Source organism: Methanosarcina hadiensis (genome assembly GCF_046529725.1).
Classification (GTDB): Archaea; Halobacteriota; Methanosarcinia; order Methanosarcinales; family Methanosarcinaceae; genus Methanosarcina; species Methanosarcina hadiensis.
Map to the genome: position 1 here is coordinate 473,758 of NZ_CP136241.1, position 15,063 is coordinate 488,820.

General features: G+C 41.3%; 12 protein-coding genes and 1 pseudogene. 4 read left to right on the plus strand and 9 right to left on the minus strand.

Annotated elements, in window-relative coordinates:
• Nucleotides 1-16 precede the first annotated feature (16 nt).
• Nucleotides 17-109, plus strand: a pseudogene (locus tag RSJ42_RS02185) (Mu transposase domain-containing protein); the annotation flags it as partial.
• A 468-nt stretch (nucleotides 110-577) separates the two neighbouring features.
• Here the strand turns inward: RSJ42_RS02185 and RSJ42_RS02190 are convergent.
• The 5 genes from RSJ42_RS02190 to RSJ42_RS02210 all read right to left on the minus strand — a co-directional run bounded on the left by RSJ42_RS02190 (nucleotide 578) and on the right by RSJ42_RS02210 (nucleotide 6,062).
• On the minus strand, nucleotides 578-1,165 hold the full coding sequence (locus RSJ42_RS02190; RefSeq protein ID WP_410509099.1) for a class I SAM-dependent methyltransferase: 588 nt from the start codon (nucleotides 1,163-1,165) through the stop codon (nucleotides 578-580).
• Between the two features lie 307 nt (nucleotides 1,166-1,472).
• Complete coding sequence (locus RSJ42_RS02195) at nucleotides 1,473-2,366, minus strand: lysylphosphatidylglycerol synthase transmembrane domain-containing protein (protein ID WP_410509100.1); 894 nt, start codon at nucleotides 2,364-2,366, stop codon at nucleotides 1,473-1,475.
• Nucleotides 2,344-3,285 carry a glycosyltransferase family 2 protein gene (locus tag RSJ42_RS02200; protein ID WP_410509101.1) on the minus strand — a complete coding sequence of 314 codons (942 nt, stop codon included), beginning with the start codon at nucleotides 3,283-3,285 and terminating at the stop codon, nucleotides 2,344-2,346. The genes RSJ42_RS02195 and RSJ42_RS02200 overlap by 23 nt, the downstream gene beginning before the upstream one ends.
• Before the next feature lie 467 nt (nucleotides 3,286-3,752).
• The gene (locus RSJ42_RS02205) at nucleotides 3,753-4,925 is read right to left on the minus strand and encodes a glycosyltransferase family 4 protein (RefSeq protein WP_410509102.1); all 1,173 of its coding nucleotides are present in this window, start codon (nucleotides 4,923-4,925) and stop codon (nucleotides 3,753-3,755) included.
• 12 nt (nucleotides 4,926-4,937) lie between these two features.
• Complete coding sequence (locus tag RSJ42_RS02210; protein WP_410509103.1) at nucleotides 4,938-6,062, minus strand: glycosyltransferase family 2 protein; 1,125 nt, start codon at nucleotides 6,060-6,062, stop codon at nucleotides 4,938-4,940.
• Between the two features lie 234 nt (nucleotides 6,063-6,296).
• Here RSJ42_RS02210 and wrbA point away from each other — a divergent pair, with 234 nt between their 5' ends.
• Nucleotides 6,297-6,926: an NAD(P)H:quinone oxidoreductase type IV gene (gene wrbA / locus RSJ42_RS02215; RefSeq protein ID WP_410509104.1), complete on the plus strand. Its 630-nt coding sequence runs from the start codon at nucleotides 6,297-6,299 to the stop codon at nucleotides 6,924-6,926.
• 90 nt (nucleotides 6,927-7,016) lie between these two features.
• Here the strand turns inward: wrbA and RSJ42_RS02220 are convergent, their stop codons facing one another.
• Nucleotides 7,017-7,172: a hypothetical protein gene (locus RSJ42_RS02220; protein WP_410509105.1), complete on the minus strand. Its 156-nt coding sequence runs from the start codon at nucleotides 7,170-7,172 to the stop codon at nucleotides 7,017-7,019.
• A gap of 598 nt (nucleotides 7,173-7,770) precedes the next feature.
• On the opposite strand from RSJ42_RS02220, the gene RSJ42_RS02225 reads away from it, so the two are divergent.
• Nucleotides 7,771-9,831, plus strand: coding sequence for a glycoside hydrolase family 15 protein (locus tag RSJ42_RS02225; protein WP_410509106.1), 2,061 nt, complete (start codon nucleotides 7,771-7,773; stop codon nucleotides 9,829-9,831).
• Between the two features lie 189 nt (nucleotides 9,832-10,020).
• Here the strand turns inward: RSJ42_RS02225 and RSJ42_RS02230 are convergent, their stop codons facing one another.
• Nucleotides 10,021-10,458: a GNAT family N-acetyltransferase gene (locus tag RSJ42_RS02230; protein ID WP_410509107.1), complete on the minus strand. Its 438-nt coding sequence runs from the start codon at nucleotides 10,456-10,458 to the stop codon at nucleotides 10,021-10,023.
• A gap of 131 nt (nucleotides 10,459-10,589) precedes the next feature.
• Entirely contained in the window at nucleotides 10,590-11,876 is a 1,287-nt protein-coding gene (locus RSJ42_RS02235; RefSeq protein ID WP_410509108.1) for a M20 metallopeptidase family protein, read from the minus strand.
• Between the two features lie 404 nt (nucleotides 11,877-12,280).
• Between RSJ42_RS02235 and RSJ42_RS02240 the strand changes: the two genes are divergently transcribed.
• Complete coding sequence (locus RSJ42_RS02240) at nucleotides 12,281-13,222, plus strand: nucleotidyltransferase domain-containing protein (RefSeq protein WP_410509109.1); 942 nt, start codon at nucleotides 12,281-12,283, stop codon at nucleotides 13,220-13,222.
• Between the two features lie 315 nt (nucleotides 13,223-13,537).
• On the opposite strand, the gene RSJ42_RS02245 is transcribed toward RSJ42_RS02240, so the two are convergent.
• The gene (locus RSJ42_RS02245; protein ID WP_410509110.1) at nucleotides 13,538-15,028 is read right to left on the minus strand and encodes a PGF-pre-PGF domain-containing protein; all 1,491 of its coding nucleotides are present in this window, start codon (nucleotides 15,026-15,028) and stop codon (nucleotides 13,538-13,540) included.
• Nucleotides 15,029-15,063 lie beyond the last annotated feature (35 nt).

Here is a 15,063-nt window from a genome sequence, read left to right on the forward strand (position 1 = left end):
TAGTGGAATAGGAGGTCCTTCTTACGAACTTGTCTATAAGGAGACCAGAAAGATCTCCAGAGACTATTATATTTCGTTCCCAGGAAATAAGTATTCTGTTCCTTATAAACTTTAGTAAGAGCCGCAGATATATGCATAAGGTTTATGCATAATATATTTTGTTTAAAAAAGATAATTTTTTAATAATAATTATTGCTGCTATAGAAGAAATCAACATCGTAAAACTACAAAGAATTGGAGAATGAAAGGTAATGTACCGAAAGTTCTGTAAAATTACAAATTTCAAAAAGTTTTTGAGTCAAAAATTCTATATTAGAAGATCAAGTTTTCCGACTGCATACAAAAATTAAGTTAAAATTTACAGCAAATTCGCGAAAATGTCTCACTTTTTGGTTAGAGCTTATAATTATTAATTTACAACTATAATCTATTTCTCATTTTTTTGAGCCTGGTTCGCCAGATTAGTTTATGCCATAGAGAGGTTAATCGAACCCCTGAAAATTGTAGTTATAATCCGTATATTCTGGAGAGTTTGACGCCAGGTATCATTATACTTCTCTTTTTCCTGCTTCCACTCTTATTTTCTGCATAATACCATTGTCCACGGAAAAGGTCTCTTTACTTCCACCACATTAAAATGCCTTCCCACTAGCTTTACAAACTCTTTTGAGCTCCAGTTCTGTAAATGTTCAATATCATTCCCGAAGCGTGTGAGATTTTTACCTCTTAGGAGGTTCATTGTTCTGAAATATGGCTCATTGGGCACACTGAATATGCAGTATTTTTTAGATATTCTCTTAATTTCCTGAAGGGCTCTTTCCGGGGTTTCAAGATGTTCCAGAACTTCTGTTGCAATTACAAGGTCAAAGCTACTTTTTTTAAATGACAGGTCATATATGCTTCCTGCACAAAAATTACAATTCGGATTTTTTTGTCTTGCAATATTTAGTGCTTTCTTTGAGATGTCCACGCCTGTAATATCCGTTCTGTTTAGACAATTAACGATGAACCCTTCTCCACAACCTATATCGATGATACTTTCCACTTCTTCTAATGGAGTTATGGTTTCACTCAGGTCTTTCATAAATCTGGATATAACTACTCCCATTAGTGGATTTCTGGAAGTATACTTTTTATAATTCCCACTCTCAGAATTCTGGTTCATTTAAATCCCCACAAAACGTTTTGGAGTCTCTGTATTGGGTTTGATTCTCTACGTCTGTTTATATTTATTATCCTTAATTTGGAGCTTCGTATTATAATTCCGATTCAGCTTTCCTTCATACAAAGCAGATAGCACAATCAACTGTAGCTTATAACTTCAGGTTTCAATTGCAGCTTATAACTTCAGGTTTCTTTTATTATTAACACAATACTATGAAAGTTATAAGGTAGACTGATTTTAACTATTTTGTTTTTCTGTCAGTTTTATATCATATTCAGGTTCTTTCAGCCCCAATTACACTATATTCTCAAGATTTTTTTCTTAAAGTAAATAAAAATCCAAATAATGCGGGAGAAAGGGATGTTAAAATATAAAGGACCACAGGGCATGTGAATCCATAGGCTGAATTCTCGTTTAGCATCTTAAAAATAGTAACGCTTGCAAACTCCCTGACTCCGAAACCTGAGATGGATATCGGAAAATTGCCCAGGATTACAATTATTGGCAGGGAGAACGTAAGAACATTATTTAAAGCCGGGCTCAGGGATTTTATTACTATCCAGTACACAATCAGGTTTAAGATATAGTATCCAAAGGTTAAGGAAAATACAAAAAATAAAACTTTTTTATTTCCTGTAATCTCCCTGATTGTTTTCATATAATTTTCCGTGTATTCTTTTCCCTGAGAAAAGCTTTTGAAAGCAAAGGTTACTGTTCTCTCATTCATAGTGATAATTATTCCTGAAATAAAAATCAATACAACTAAAATCATTAAATAAATCAGGATTTTATCCTTAAAGAACAGGGCAGTTGATAAAACGCTCAGTGTTATCAGGCAGATAACATCTACTACCCTGTCCATTATTACAGTGGGGATGCTCCTTGATTTTTCTGCATCCAGATAAAAAGCTCTTGAGACTTCTCCTGCCCTGCCTGGAGTAAGTGCCCCATAGAATGTACCTATCAGGATTATCTCCAGTGACCTTTTAATCGGAATCTGAACATTAATACAATCAAGCAGTGCCTGCCACTTTCTTGCTTTTATTAAATACATAAGGGCGATGAAAGGTAATGAAAGAGAAAGTAATGCCAGGTCCATCTGAGTAAAGGTTTCATAGATTGCGTTCACGTCAAGTTTGCTTATCAGGTAAAGCATCAATCCAGAGGTAACTGAAACCTTACCCGCCGTTTTCCAGTTCATAACTATCGTACTTTATAATATAGTCATCATTATTTCTCGAGTTTGTAATCAGCTCTCCGATCAAACCGAGAGACACAAACTGAGCTCCTATCACCGTAAGCAGTATTCCTAGCATAAGGAGAGGTCTATCTCCTATTCTTTCTCCTATTAACCACAAAAACATTAAATATATTGATATAAATACTCCCGAAAAGCTGAGAAGAAATCCTATTCCCCCAAACATGTGCAGAGGTCTTTTCTTATACATCATTAGAAATGTAACTGTTATGAGGTCAAGGAAACCTTTCAATAACCTTTCGACCCCGTATTTCGATTCCCCATGTATTCTTGGGTGGTGTTCCACTTCAATTTCTCCTACTGAATAACCTCTCCAGTAAGCAAGAGCCGGGATGTAGCGGTGAAATTCACCGTATAAGTTTATATTTTTTACAACATAGTTATTGTATGCTTTGTATCCGCAGTTGAAATCGTTGATTTTAACCCCGGTTATGAATCGGGTTAACCAGTTAAAGAATCTTGAAGGCAGGGTTTTTGTGATGGGGTCGTATCTTTTACTTTTCCAGCCTGAAACCATGTCATACTTATCAAGTTCTTTCATAAATCTGGGGATTTCCTTGGGGTCGTCCTGCAAATCCCCATCCATAGTGATAACAATATCTCCTTTTGATTTTTTAAATCCGCAGGAAAGGGCTGCAGCTTTTCCATAGTTTCTCTGAAACCTTACAACCTGGACCCTTGAGTCTTTAATGGTTTTTATTTTTTCAAAGCTATCATCTGTAGACCCATCATCAATAAAGATTATTTCATATGTTTTTTCAATCCGCAAAAGAATACTGCGTAATTTTTCATATAACTTTGGTATATTTTCCTCTTCGTTATGAACCGGGATTACGATTGATAGCTGGGGTTTATTAGACATGTATAATCCTCTAAAACGGATAACACTCCTGGGAATAAGTGGAGCCCCTCTTTTATAAATTGTTTATTTTTTATAGGTCTCTCGGTTTTCTACTATTTTTCTTGAATAACTGTGAAGTCTTGAATTGACCTGAGGCGCACGGTTGCATTCAGTGTATGAATCACGTGAAAAGAATACCTTTAGCAGCTTTAGCTGCAGTATCGAGGCGATTCATACTATTAGCGCTCAAGCTATACGGGCATGGGCTATTTTTTTGCCCATTTTTACCCTACCCCCCACTAAGATAATGTATTTGGGAATTTAACTACTTTTCTTATTAAAATAATAATTTATTAACTTTATTAGCGCCAATTTAATTTGTTCTTATAATTAAATTATTATTTAATTCCAGCAGTTCTATGAAGGAATTTCCAGTGTTTTTTTCACATATTTTCAGTGTTTTTTCACATAAACGTATTGAATTTATTTTATTCTCGCCTTAGATAATATTCATACAAGAGCATGGCATCCTTGACTATTCCATTCCAATTATATTTCTTAGCTTTGTTAAGCGCTGCTTCTGATATCTTTCTGTTTTCCGGACCCTTTTTAATTATTTTCTCCACAGCTTTTGCAATTTCTCTCTCTTCAAGCCTCACAACAAACCCGTCAGTCCCATTTTCAATGAGACCCTGTGCCGCATTGTACTTTTCTTTTACCGTGATTACGGGTACCCCGCAGGCAAAAGCCTCGATTACAACCATCCCAAAACCTTCCCTGCTTGAAGGCAGGACAAGGACTTTTGAGGCTTTGACTTTTCCTATTAATTCCCTGTACTCCTGAAATCCTTCAATTTTGAGATTTACCTGCACTCCAAGCTCAAGAGTCAGTTTCTCGAGAGCTTTCCTTTCCGGCCCGTCACCGACAATGCAGCAGCAGATATCAGGATTGTCTTTTTTAATTAAGGAGACAGCTCTTATTAAAACATCAACATTTTTTTCTTTTATGAGCCTGCCTGCAAAGATAATATCGTAAATCTTTCCTTCTTCGTTTTCTGTATAATTCTGGAAAGCAGGTTTTATTTCAGAGATTAATTTCAGGTCGATCCCGTTGGGCAGGACTGCTATCTTTTTGCCCTTTCCCGTAAGGGCTTCAAGCCTGTTCCTGGTCCATTCCGAGACCGCAATATTGTCCTTAGAAATTTTCGCAACTGCAGTCTCTACCGCAAGCCCCAGAATGCCCTTCCTTTTTCCAAGATACTCATACCAGTAGTCTCCCCATACTTCGTGCCATGTAAATACTGCAGGGGTCTTTTTAAGGATTGAAACTGCTTTTACGGTAAAACAGGAGAAGTAAGGAAATACGCTTACGTCAATAAGGTCGAATCTCTCTTTCATGAGGACTGGAAACAGCTTTGCTGAAAAAACGAGTGCTTCGGAAATAGAACGTCTGCCGTTCACATAAAGGTCCCGGGCTTTACAGACTCCGTGCAGAGTCATACCCTCGTGCTGTAAAACATTTTCCCCTTCCCACCATTTAATCCCGAAAAGGTGCACATCATGCCCCTGTAAGGAAAGCCGCCTCCCCAGCTCATGAATGCGCAGTTCTGCGCCTCCCTTTACCCAGGGATAAACAGCATCGTATACAAAGGCAACTTTCATCTAATCACTTTATCAATCAGTATCAACTTCAAGGAGCATTACACTTAAAAAGACTGCAGCAAAAATCAGCTGAAGCCCAACTGCTGCAAGCACCATCGAAATAACTGCAGATTCCACTTCTTCAAGGGTGCCGTACCCGGTACTGACCCATGTATGGGCAACTTTCAGTCCCAGGATAAAGCCTGAACCCAGGATAAGGGAACCTCCAAGCAACTCTTTTTCAAGGGAATGATAGCTCAACAGCTTTTTGCTTTTTTTGTCATCACGGTAGATACCATGGATAAGACCATACGTTTTCATATACCCGCCAGTGGCAAGAATTTGCCCGCCAATAATCAGGAGCATGCTGCCTAAAATAAACGAATGAAGCCGGTTGTATACGGCATTATCCGTAAGAAGAAGGGAAGCGGTTATAAGAAAACCCAGTATAAATACGAAAGATCCGGGAATATACAGGAAAGGGACAGGCCTGTACAGCATCATGAACCTTACATGCCTCCAGCCGTCCTGGAATGAGCGAAGCTTGGAGGGAGCTTTACGTGAATAATAGGTTATGGGTACTTCCTTGATCCGGAGCCCGCATCTTGCAGCCTCAATTACCATCTCGGACGCGAGTTCCATACCATGAGTTTTAAGGTCCATTTTCTCAAGAGCTTCTTTAGTAAAAGCCCTCATTCCGCAGTGTGCGTCTGAAATTTTCGTTTTGAACAGGAAATTGAGCATTCCAGTAAGGATTGGGTTTCCAATGTACTGGTGCAGCCAGGGCATAGCTCCTTTTTTGATTTCGCCCTTAAGCCGTGTCCCCATTATAAAATCGGCTTCTCCTGCTATAAGAGGGTCAAGAAACCTGTCAAGCTCAAGGAGGTCATAAGTGTTGTCTGCATCTGCAATAGCAATGAAATCCCCTCTGGCTTCAGCCAGCCCTTTAAGATAGGCATTCCCATACCCTTTTATCGGGCCTATTACTTTTGCACCCATGGACGCTGCGATCTCTGCGGTTCTATCCGAAGAATTATCAGCAACTATTATTTCCCCCTCTATACCATATTTTTTGAATATATGCTGAGCTTTCTGTATACAGATACGAATAGTTTCTTCTTCATTCATAGAAGGCATTACGATAGAAAGAGAGGGCATGTCCAGCTTATACATCATATTTCTTAATAACTATTTTGATACATGAAGAAGGAGACAGCATGAAACAGATCCTGATAAAAAGATCTGACTTCTACTAACAAAATATATAAAGCATCAGAAAACTACCTTTATGAAGGGATTCCAGGAATTTCGTGGGTTTATATCAGTTTGTTTTATTTTTGGAACCCAGACAGCACTTCAATACGTTTTATAAGCACTTTTTGAGGGGATTAAATGGTCAAGGTAAATATAATATTTCACAGTGTGCACGCGCACACTTACAGGATGGCAGAAGCTGTAGCCGAAGGAGCAAGGGAAGTTGAAGGTGCAGAAGTTGTGGTCTATCAGGTACCTGAAACTCTACCACAGGAAGTTCTGGAAAAAATGGGAGCAATAGAAACTAAAAAGCTTTTTGCCCATATTCCGGTTGTGACAAGGGACATGTATAAAGAAGTCCTGGCCGGAGCCGATGCAGTAATATTCGGAAGTCCTACACGCTATGGGAATATGACTGCCCAAATGCGCACAGTCCTTGACGGACTTGGAAGCTTATGGAATGAGAATGCTTTTGTAGGAAAGGTAGGAAGTGTTTTTACTTCCAGTGGGACGCAGCATGGGGGGCAGGAGTCCACAATCCTGACATTTCATGTTACCCTGCTCCATCTTGGTATGATCATTGTCGGACTTCCTTATTCCGAAACGAGGCAGAACAGAATTGATGAAATTACAGGTGGCAGCCCTTATGGGGCTTCTACAATTGCAGGCATAGATGGAAGCCGCCAGCCGTCCGAAAATGAACTCGAGATGGCGCGTTACCAGGGCAGGCATGTAACCCGGATTGCGAAAAAAATTGCTGGAAAATAAGACTTTTAAAAATAAAAGAGTTGGAAAAACGTCCCCTACACCGGGTGTTTTCCCTTTATTTTTTGAGTTCTTTTGCCTGAAACAGGATGCTCAGCCAAAGCTAGGAAAGGTTCTGCCTCTGCGTTCGAATTTGTCCTGAGCCATTGCCAGGCAAGCAAGAGTACAGTATACAGCTTTTTCCTCCGCATCCTTGAGGACAAAGAATTCTTTCCCGCAAACGGGGCATATTTTTTTTACATAATCCATATTAGACACGCACATTTTTGTATGTGGATAATCTTCTAAAACTTCGTTTTTAAATCATACTAAAAGGAACGCAACTAAATATAAACTTTCGTATTAAGTCTATATATATAATTAGCACGAAATTTATTTGAGGGTAGGGAACTTGCCATAATTTGTCTGAAATATCCATGTGCAGTAAATGTGTATTTTAACTCTTCTAATATCTTAAATTAATATTATTTTATAAAGTCTGCCCCCAGGAAAATGTATATAGTAACTAAATTGACTGTTTTATGTCTCTTCCGGCCGGATACCTCTGCTGTTTGTTAAAGTTTTGCCCGGGCAGGCATGTCTGAAAAAAGATTTCATTTTTAGTGACTGTAATAAAAATGCGTTTTAGTAAACTTCAGACCAGAGTATGGTACAGATTTATTTATAGTTCCGGCTCGAAAAGGGATATTAAGCTCTAAAATAAGATCCGGCAATTGGATATATGGGAATATGTAATGTCCCTGCCGGGTCTCCAGAAGCAGTAAACAGGGCAGCAGTAGATCAGGGCAGAAGCGAAAGAATAGAATATGAAAGAATAGAAGAATAAGGCAAGTAGATAGAGCCGGGGGTGCCAGGAATTAGGCCGCTGATTTTCGGAAACGGGAAAGTTTTGATTTGTGAGGATGAGAGAGGGATTATAAGGGATGTTTACTTTCCTTACGTAGGGCTTGAAAACCACGGGAACTCAATAAGGGTCGGAGTATGCGACCTTGATTCCCTTTACTGCAGCTGGCTTGAAAACTGGGATATCCGGCAGCGATATAAGTTCGAGTTTGAAACCGAATTCTGTAACAGGATTTTTGATATTTCTGCAAGCCCCGAAGGAAATGATTTCTCAGGAAAGGAGGCAAACGGTGAACTGGAAACAGGTAATAAAAAAACATCTGAAACAGGTAATAAAAAAGCGCCTGAAGCCTCCAAAGAGGTAATTTCAAATATCGGGGAAACAGTTTTTGAAAATCTGGAAATCGGACTCAAAATAACCATCTGGGAGGCAGTTCACCCCTCTACAAACATATTTTTCAGAACATTTGAAGTCAGGAATGTTTCTGATTCATCAAGGCGTTTCCGTCTTTTTTCTAACCAGAACTACAGGATTCTTGAGACCAAGATTGGGGAAACCGCTGTAATTGATAAAAATGTCCTTATCCATTACAAGCGAGACCGCTATTTGCTGCACGCCAGTGAGCCTGCATTTGACCAGTATGCCGTAGGGACTGCCGAATGGAAAGGGCTTGAAGGCACCTGGAGAGATATGGAAGACGATGCAGGCCTTAGTGGGAATCCCGTAGCTCACGGCTCGGTAGATTCCACACTCGGCTGGACACTTCCTGAGTTAAAACCGGGAAAAGCAACAAGGGTGCATTTCTGGATCGTTCTTGGAAAGGATTACTGTGGAGTCCTTAAAGTGCACAGGAGAGTAAAGGAAGCCGGAAAAAGTGCCCTTTTCCACCATAACTTCAATTTCTGGAATTCATTTATCGAAAGGGTATCCGTTCTTCCAGAGTATGCCTGGATGTCCTGGCTTCCTGAGAAGGTTATTAAATCTTTCTACAGGAGCCTTCTGGCAGCCGTAGCCCATATGGATATCAGGGGTTCGGTAATCGCATCCTGTGATTCTGATATCAGGCAGTTTGGGGCAGACCTTTATACATACTGCTGGCCAAGGGATGCTGCCTGGGTATGCCTTGCACTTGACAGGGCAAGGTATCACCACCTGAGTGCTGAAACGTTCGATTTCTTCTCAAAAACCATCACTCCAAGAGGCAATTTTCTCCATAAATACACACCTGCAGGTGATTTCGGGAGCACCTGGCATCCTGTGCCCATGGTTCAGATAGATGAAACCGGACTTCCTATCTATTCCCTTTATAACAACTGGGAAACTGAGAAGAGTGTATGGACGACAGGCAGGTACTACAGGAGCCTTGTAATTCCCGCAGCTAACTATCTAACAAAAGCAATTGACAGGAAAACAGGTCTTCCAATTTCAAGTTTTGACCTGTGGGAAGAGCGAAAAGGAGTACATACCTACAGTGCCTGTACGGTTTACGCAGGGCTCAACGGCGCCTGCAAACTTGCCCGGTCCATTGGAGACTACGGCAATGCGGATATCTGGAAAGAGGCTGCCAAACAGTTGAAAGAAGATATTATTGAGAAGCTTTACGACGATAAGCTCAGGCGCTTCAGGAGGTCACTTGAAGAATCAACTCTCGATTCCTCCGTATTTGCAGTCTGGTACTTCGGGATTCTCCCTCCTGATGATCCGAGGGTTGTCCGTACAATGGAAGCAGTAGAACGCGAGCTTATACGCGCTTCGGGAGGGATTGCAAGGTATCTGCATGACAGTTACTTCGGTTATATGAACAGCTGGATTATCTGCACTCTCTGGCTTTCCCAGTGGCATTCGGCAGTAGGGAATCTTGAAAGGGCTCTTGAGCTTATTGACTGGTGTGCAGTCCACGCACATCCATCAGGCCTTATGCCCGAGCAGGTAGATGATAATGGGAAACCTCTTTCTGTCCTTCCTCTCGCCTGGTCTCATTCAGCATTCGTGCTTGCAGTTCTCGAATATCTTCAGGCTCTTGCCAGAAGAGAAGGAGACTCCTGCAATTTACCTGAAAAATAACAGCCTGCAGGAAAGGTAAAAAAGGGCTCTGGAAGGAGACAAATGGTTTGCTTATGAGACAAATGGTTTTTTAAGGAGATAAATTATTTTTCAGGTAAATAAATAGTTCTTAATGAGATAAACGGTTTCTTTATGAGATGAATGGGTCTTAAGGAAATAACTGGTTTCTTAAGGAGATAAATGATTTTTTTAAAACCATTTCTCATAATACACATATCCATTTTTTTCTTCCACGAAAGAAAAACCGTGCTTGAGATACATATTTATTGCTTTTCTAAGGGTTGAATCGGTTTTGAGCATGACTCCTGCACAATTCTCCCCGGCAAAATCCAGAGCAGCCAGAAAAAGTTTTTCTCCATTGCCTTTACCCCTATAATTCTTTTTAAGATAGATGCGCCTGATTTCGCACAGGTTTCCATCAAGTTTGCGGACACCTGCAGTGCCTACCACTCTGCCTTCATCAATTCCTACAAAAAAGGTGCCTCCTTTGGAAAAATAGTAGGCATTAATGTCGTTCAGGTCAGCGTCTTTAAGCCTGTCATACTCAAAGCCATGCTCCAGCAGGACTTCCAGGACAGCTTCACGAACCTCTTCCTTTCTGGAACCATCATACCTCTGGATTATCATGTTTTTCTCCTTTTTTGAAACGAATGGCGTCTGGATTTATTTGACTTACTCACGGGTTTCTTATATTTTGCAGTTAAAGTCTTTCAAATAAGGTCTTTTAAATAAGGTCTTTCAAATGAGGGCTTTTTATTTCAGGCTTTTTCGAGATACTTCTGGGGGCCGTGGTATTTCTGCCGGTTAAGGTATTTTTCAGGGTGCCTCAGGAAATCCAGGGATATGGTATAGAAAATTTGAGTGCCTGTGGACAGAATCTCTTCATCAATATCAAAAGTGCATGAGTGGTTGATCTCCACAATTCCTTTTTTCTGGTTCCGGGTGCCGAGTGAAATAAAGACGCCTGGCACTACCTGCAGATAGCTTGCAAAGTCTTCGGCAGCGAAGGTTTTTTCAAGTTCCGGATAGATCGTAAGCTCAGGGAAGCTTTCCTGCAGTTTTAAGTTTACGGCATCCGTAAAAAACGGGTCGTTTACCAGGACCGGATAACCATGCAGGATATCAAGTTCATAATCCGGAAGACCTGAAAACTCTTCTCCGGGTTTCGCATACCTTTCTTTTACCTTTTCAAGGCACTCTTTTATAGTAAGGTCTATCACTTCTGTGGTTTCGCTGTCAAAGGTCCTGTAACTCCCAAGAATTCCTACACTATCGGGAATCCTGTTGAACTGGGCTCCACCCTGGATCCTGCCAACTCCAAGGATATACTTCTCCTTATCAAGCTTCTCTTCCAGGGCAGAATTGAGGCTGCTTATAAAGTCTACTGCCATCCTGACAGGATCAATGCACTGTTTAGGCAGTGAAATATGCCCACCTTTTCCTTTTAATGTGACTTCGAAGCGGTTTGTGCTTGCCATAAAAGGGCCCGGGCGCAAACCCACACTTCCGGACTCATGGTTTGTAAAAATGTGCATGCCCATAACTGCGTCCACACCTTCAAGCCCTCCTTCGGCAATAACCCTCTCAGAGCCGCCCGGGGGAATCTCTTCTGCAGGCTGGAAAATAAGGCGGACCTCTCCAGGAAAGTCCCTGTTTTCCATGAAGAGTTTTGCAGCCCCAAAGAGCATTGACATATGCCCATCGTGCCCGCAGGCGTGCATCACTCCATCATTTCTTGAAATATATTCACTGTTTCTTTCCGTAGTTTCTTCCTGGACCTGAAGTCCGTCAGTATCCGTCCTCAGGGCAATGCAGGGGCCAGGCATAGTGCCGCAGATGCTTGCAAGTACGCCTGTATCTGCAATCTTTCTGGCTTCTATCCCGAGTTCTCCAAGGACTTTCAGGATTCTATTCTGGGTATTGTATTCTTCGAAACTGAGTTCGGGGTACTGGTGGAATTCTCGCCTCAGCCGGATAATCCAGGCTTTAAGCGATTCCGCACTCTGGTCATCTCTCAAACTTATTACCTCGGATCTTCTGCACATGCAGGTTGTTCCGTTTATTTCTCAATGGTGTTCAGTATTTTTTATTTTACTCCTTCAGTATATATTACTCCGGGTATATTACTCCATTTTCTTACTTATTTAGCAGGAACCAAACACTGACAGTTAAATACATTGATGGTACAATACATTTTATTCTGTTAATCACTTAAAGACCGGCATTTAAAGCTGTTATTACTGTCGTTTTAAGTTTGTTCTTAAGGTCCACTATCAGTTATTGTAGGTCATTGTAAAGTTATTCTTGACTGAAAGCTCTTTACTGAAGGCCAGCTTGTTCAGTTAAATTTGTATGAGTTGATTCGTATCAATTGATTCGTATGAGTTGATTTGTATCAGTTAAATTCGGCAGATTGAATACTTTTCACAGGCTCCAGGGATGGTACAAAATGCTAAAAACACGCCTCAGAGATTTCCTTCTTACAAAAGAAGACTGGCTTTTTGCAGTTTCTGACTATTTCCGTAAAGATGGAATAAGAGCCACGCTCCGCTATGTTCCGGATGAAACCGGGGAAAGGGAATTAAACGGGATAAAGTACAGAAAATATGATTTTGGTCCTGCTTTCGAATTCATGAAGAAGAATAGGCCTGAGTGGGTCCAGGACGTTCATGTTATCCCGGAATCCGAAGTAAAAAAGGTTCTCCGTCCTTCTGACGTGATTCCCGAACTTGTAAATTCCGACAGCCGTGTCAGGGCAATTGTAAAAGTTCTCGACCTGGCAGAGATCCCAAGGACAAGCATGGGAGTTACGGGCTCCATGCTTGCAGGCCTGCAGAATGAAAGCTCAGATATTGATTTTGTTGTTTACGGTCCCATGTGGTTCAGGGCAAGAGATGCCATAGCCGCTGCTAAACAGCAGGAAGGGCCGATAGAAGAACTCGATGAAGAGATGTGGCATAGAATCTACAGAAAAAGAATCCCTGATATCTCTTTTGACGAATTTATGCTTCACGAGTCAAGAAAAGGAAACCGCGGCATGGTTGAGGGCACATATTTCGACCTCCTTTTCGTCCGGGAATGGGATCAGATTAAGGAGCCCCTGCTTCGGGGAAAAGACACAGTAAAAATGAAAATCGAAGCAGAAGTTAAAAATGCCGACTTCGCTTTTGACAGCCCAGCTTATTACAAAGTGGAACACGAAGAAATTGACCATGTGCTCTCATACACACATACCTATGCAGGCCAGGCTCTTCCAGGAGAGATTATAGAAGCCAGCGGTGTTATCGAGGAAGTCGGTGACATTAAGCGGCTTGTTGTGGGCACTTCGAGGGAGCCGAAAGGAGAATGGATCAGGTCTCTTTCCTGGCTTGAAAAGTGCGGGTATAATTGATTCGGAAAAAAGCCCACTGGTAGCTTTAGAATACTCTTCTTGCCCTGGAAACCTTGTTAAGTCTATTTTACAGGACGCCGCTGCCAGCTTTTCTGGCGGCCCGGTCCAAAAAGAAAATAGAATTTGAAGAAAAAGGACTGGAGATATTAATAAAAAAGTGTAAATCATATTTCTTCAATCCTCTTTTTAGCCTTTTGAAGAAGCTACTTGCCTTCGTCAAGAATGGCAGGAAAGAAAAGAATCAAGAGGGAAGACGGAAAACAGTATAAACATAAAACGGAAGGCTTCAATAAACCTTCCTCAGTCTTGAGAATTTTATTCTATTTTTCTTTTCCTCAGGGCAGCGTATGATGCCAGAATTCCGGCAGCTGCAAATAACATTCCGGTTCCTGGTGCCTCTTTATTTTCCTTTTCTTCATTAGAAGCCATATTTTCTTTACTATCTTCTCCAGATATTTCTCCTGAACTCATAAGATTATTCTCTTTATTTCCCGCAGGATTGATTTCAATTATCTGGCTGTTTTTCTCCGGGCTCGCAATTGCAAAAGGCGAAAATCCCGGGGTTTCTGCTCTGAAATAGAAGAAAACTTCATCTCCTCCTGTCAGGGTTGTAGGCAGTGAGTTCCATTTGCTGTCAGTGTACCTGTAAAGTCTTATTGTGCTTTCCTTTATGCCGTTCTCGGACAGCCAGGTTCGGTTTACCCTGAAGCTTATACTGGCGTTTTCAAGGTTTTCTGGATCTGAAAAGCCGCTGTTTCCTACCCAGATATTCAGGTTCTTATAAACTGTCCCGGGTGCGGGCTCTTTAACTATTGAGGATGTGTTTTTCAGCACCTCAACGATTGTTGTAGTTTTCCCGAAGTTCTTTCTTGGATCAAACTCGACCGTAACTATATCGTTCGTCTCTCCTTTGAAGGTATAGCAGGTGTGAATTCCTTTGAAGACCTGCTCATTTGAAACCTCTTTGAGCTCTACGTTTCTGCTCGATTCCGGAGAGCCCCCACCTCCACCTCCTCCCCCGCCTCCACTACCTCCTTTGCTTCCCCCGGAAGGAGTTTTTTCCTCAGTTACTGTAATATAGCCTGTTTTTGTTTCGGTATCATTTCCGTAGGTAGTATTAATTGCCTCGAGGGTTACGGTATAGGTTCCGGTGGTTTGATAGGTCCATGCCGGATTTTTCTCTGAAGAGTCAATGGCTCCGTTTCCGTCAAAGTCCCATTTCCAGGAATCTGGATTTCCTGTAGATAAGTCCGAAAACTGGACTGTAAGAGGGCTGGTGCCTGAGAGAGGGCTTGCGGAAAAGCTGGCTTCAGGGGGGGAATATGTTGCTATTATTTCTGAAGTCCCGTTTACAGGAAAACTGGAGACCGAATATGCGGAAACATTGCCTGAGAGCATGAAGTTTCCAGGTTCGATAACCGAAGGCACTGTTACTCTGTACACAACCGTTTTTTCTTCTCCTGCCTGAAGGCTTTGTACCCAGATCCACTCCTGGGTGGACTTTTTAAAAGTCTCAATATTCTGGAAAATAGCCCCATCGCTTTCAATTACACTTACGTTCCAGCCAGCTGGCAGATTTTCGTCAAGAGTGAGGGCTTCAACATACTGATCTGTCAATATATTAACCGTTACCGTAAAAGTCCCGCCTGCATAAACTGTCCCTGCAGAAACCTCTCTGTTTGCCTCTATTCCGGAGGCTGAAGCCGGAAGTATAATTACTGCAAAAAACAGGATCAGTATAAGGCCAGATATTAAATAGGAAAACCTGATCCTTTTTTTTACTTCAGGAATTTCAATTGTTTTCATGAAAATGAATCCTTTAGTTTTTTGGTCTGTCTTCT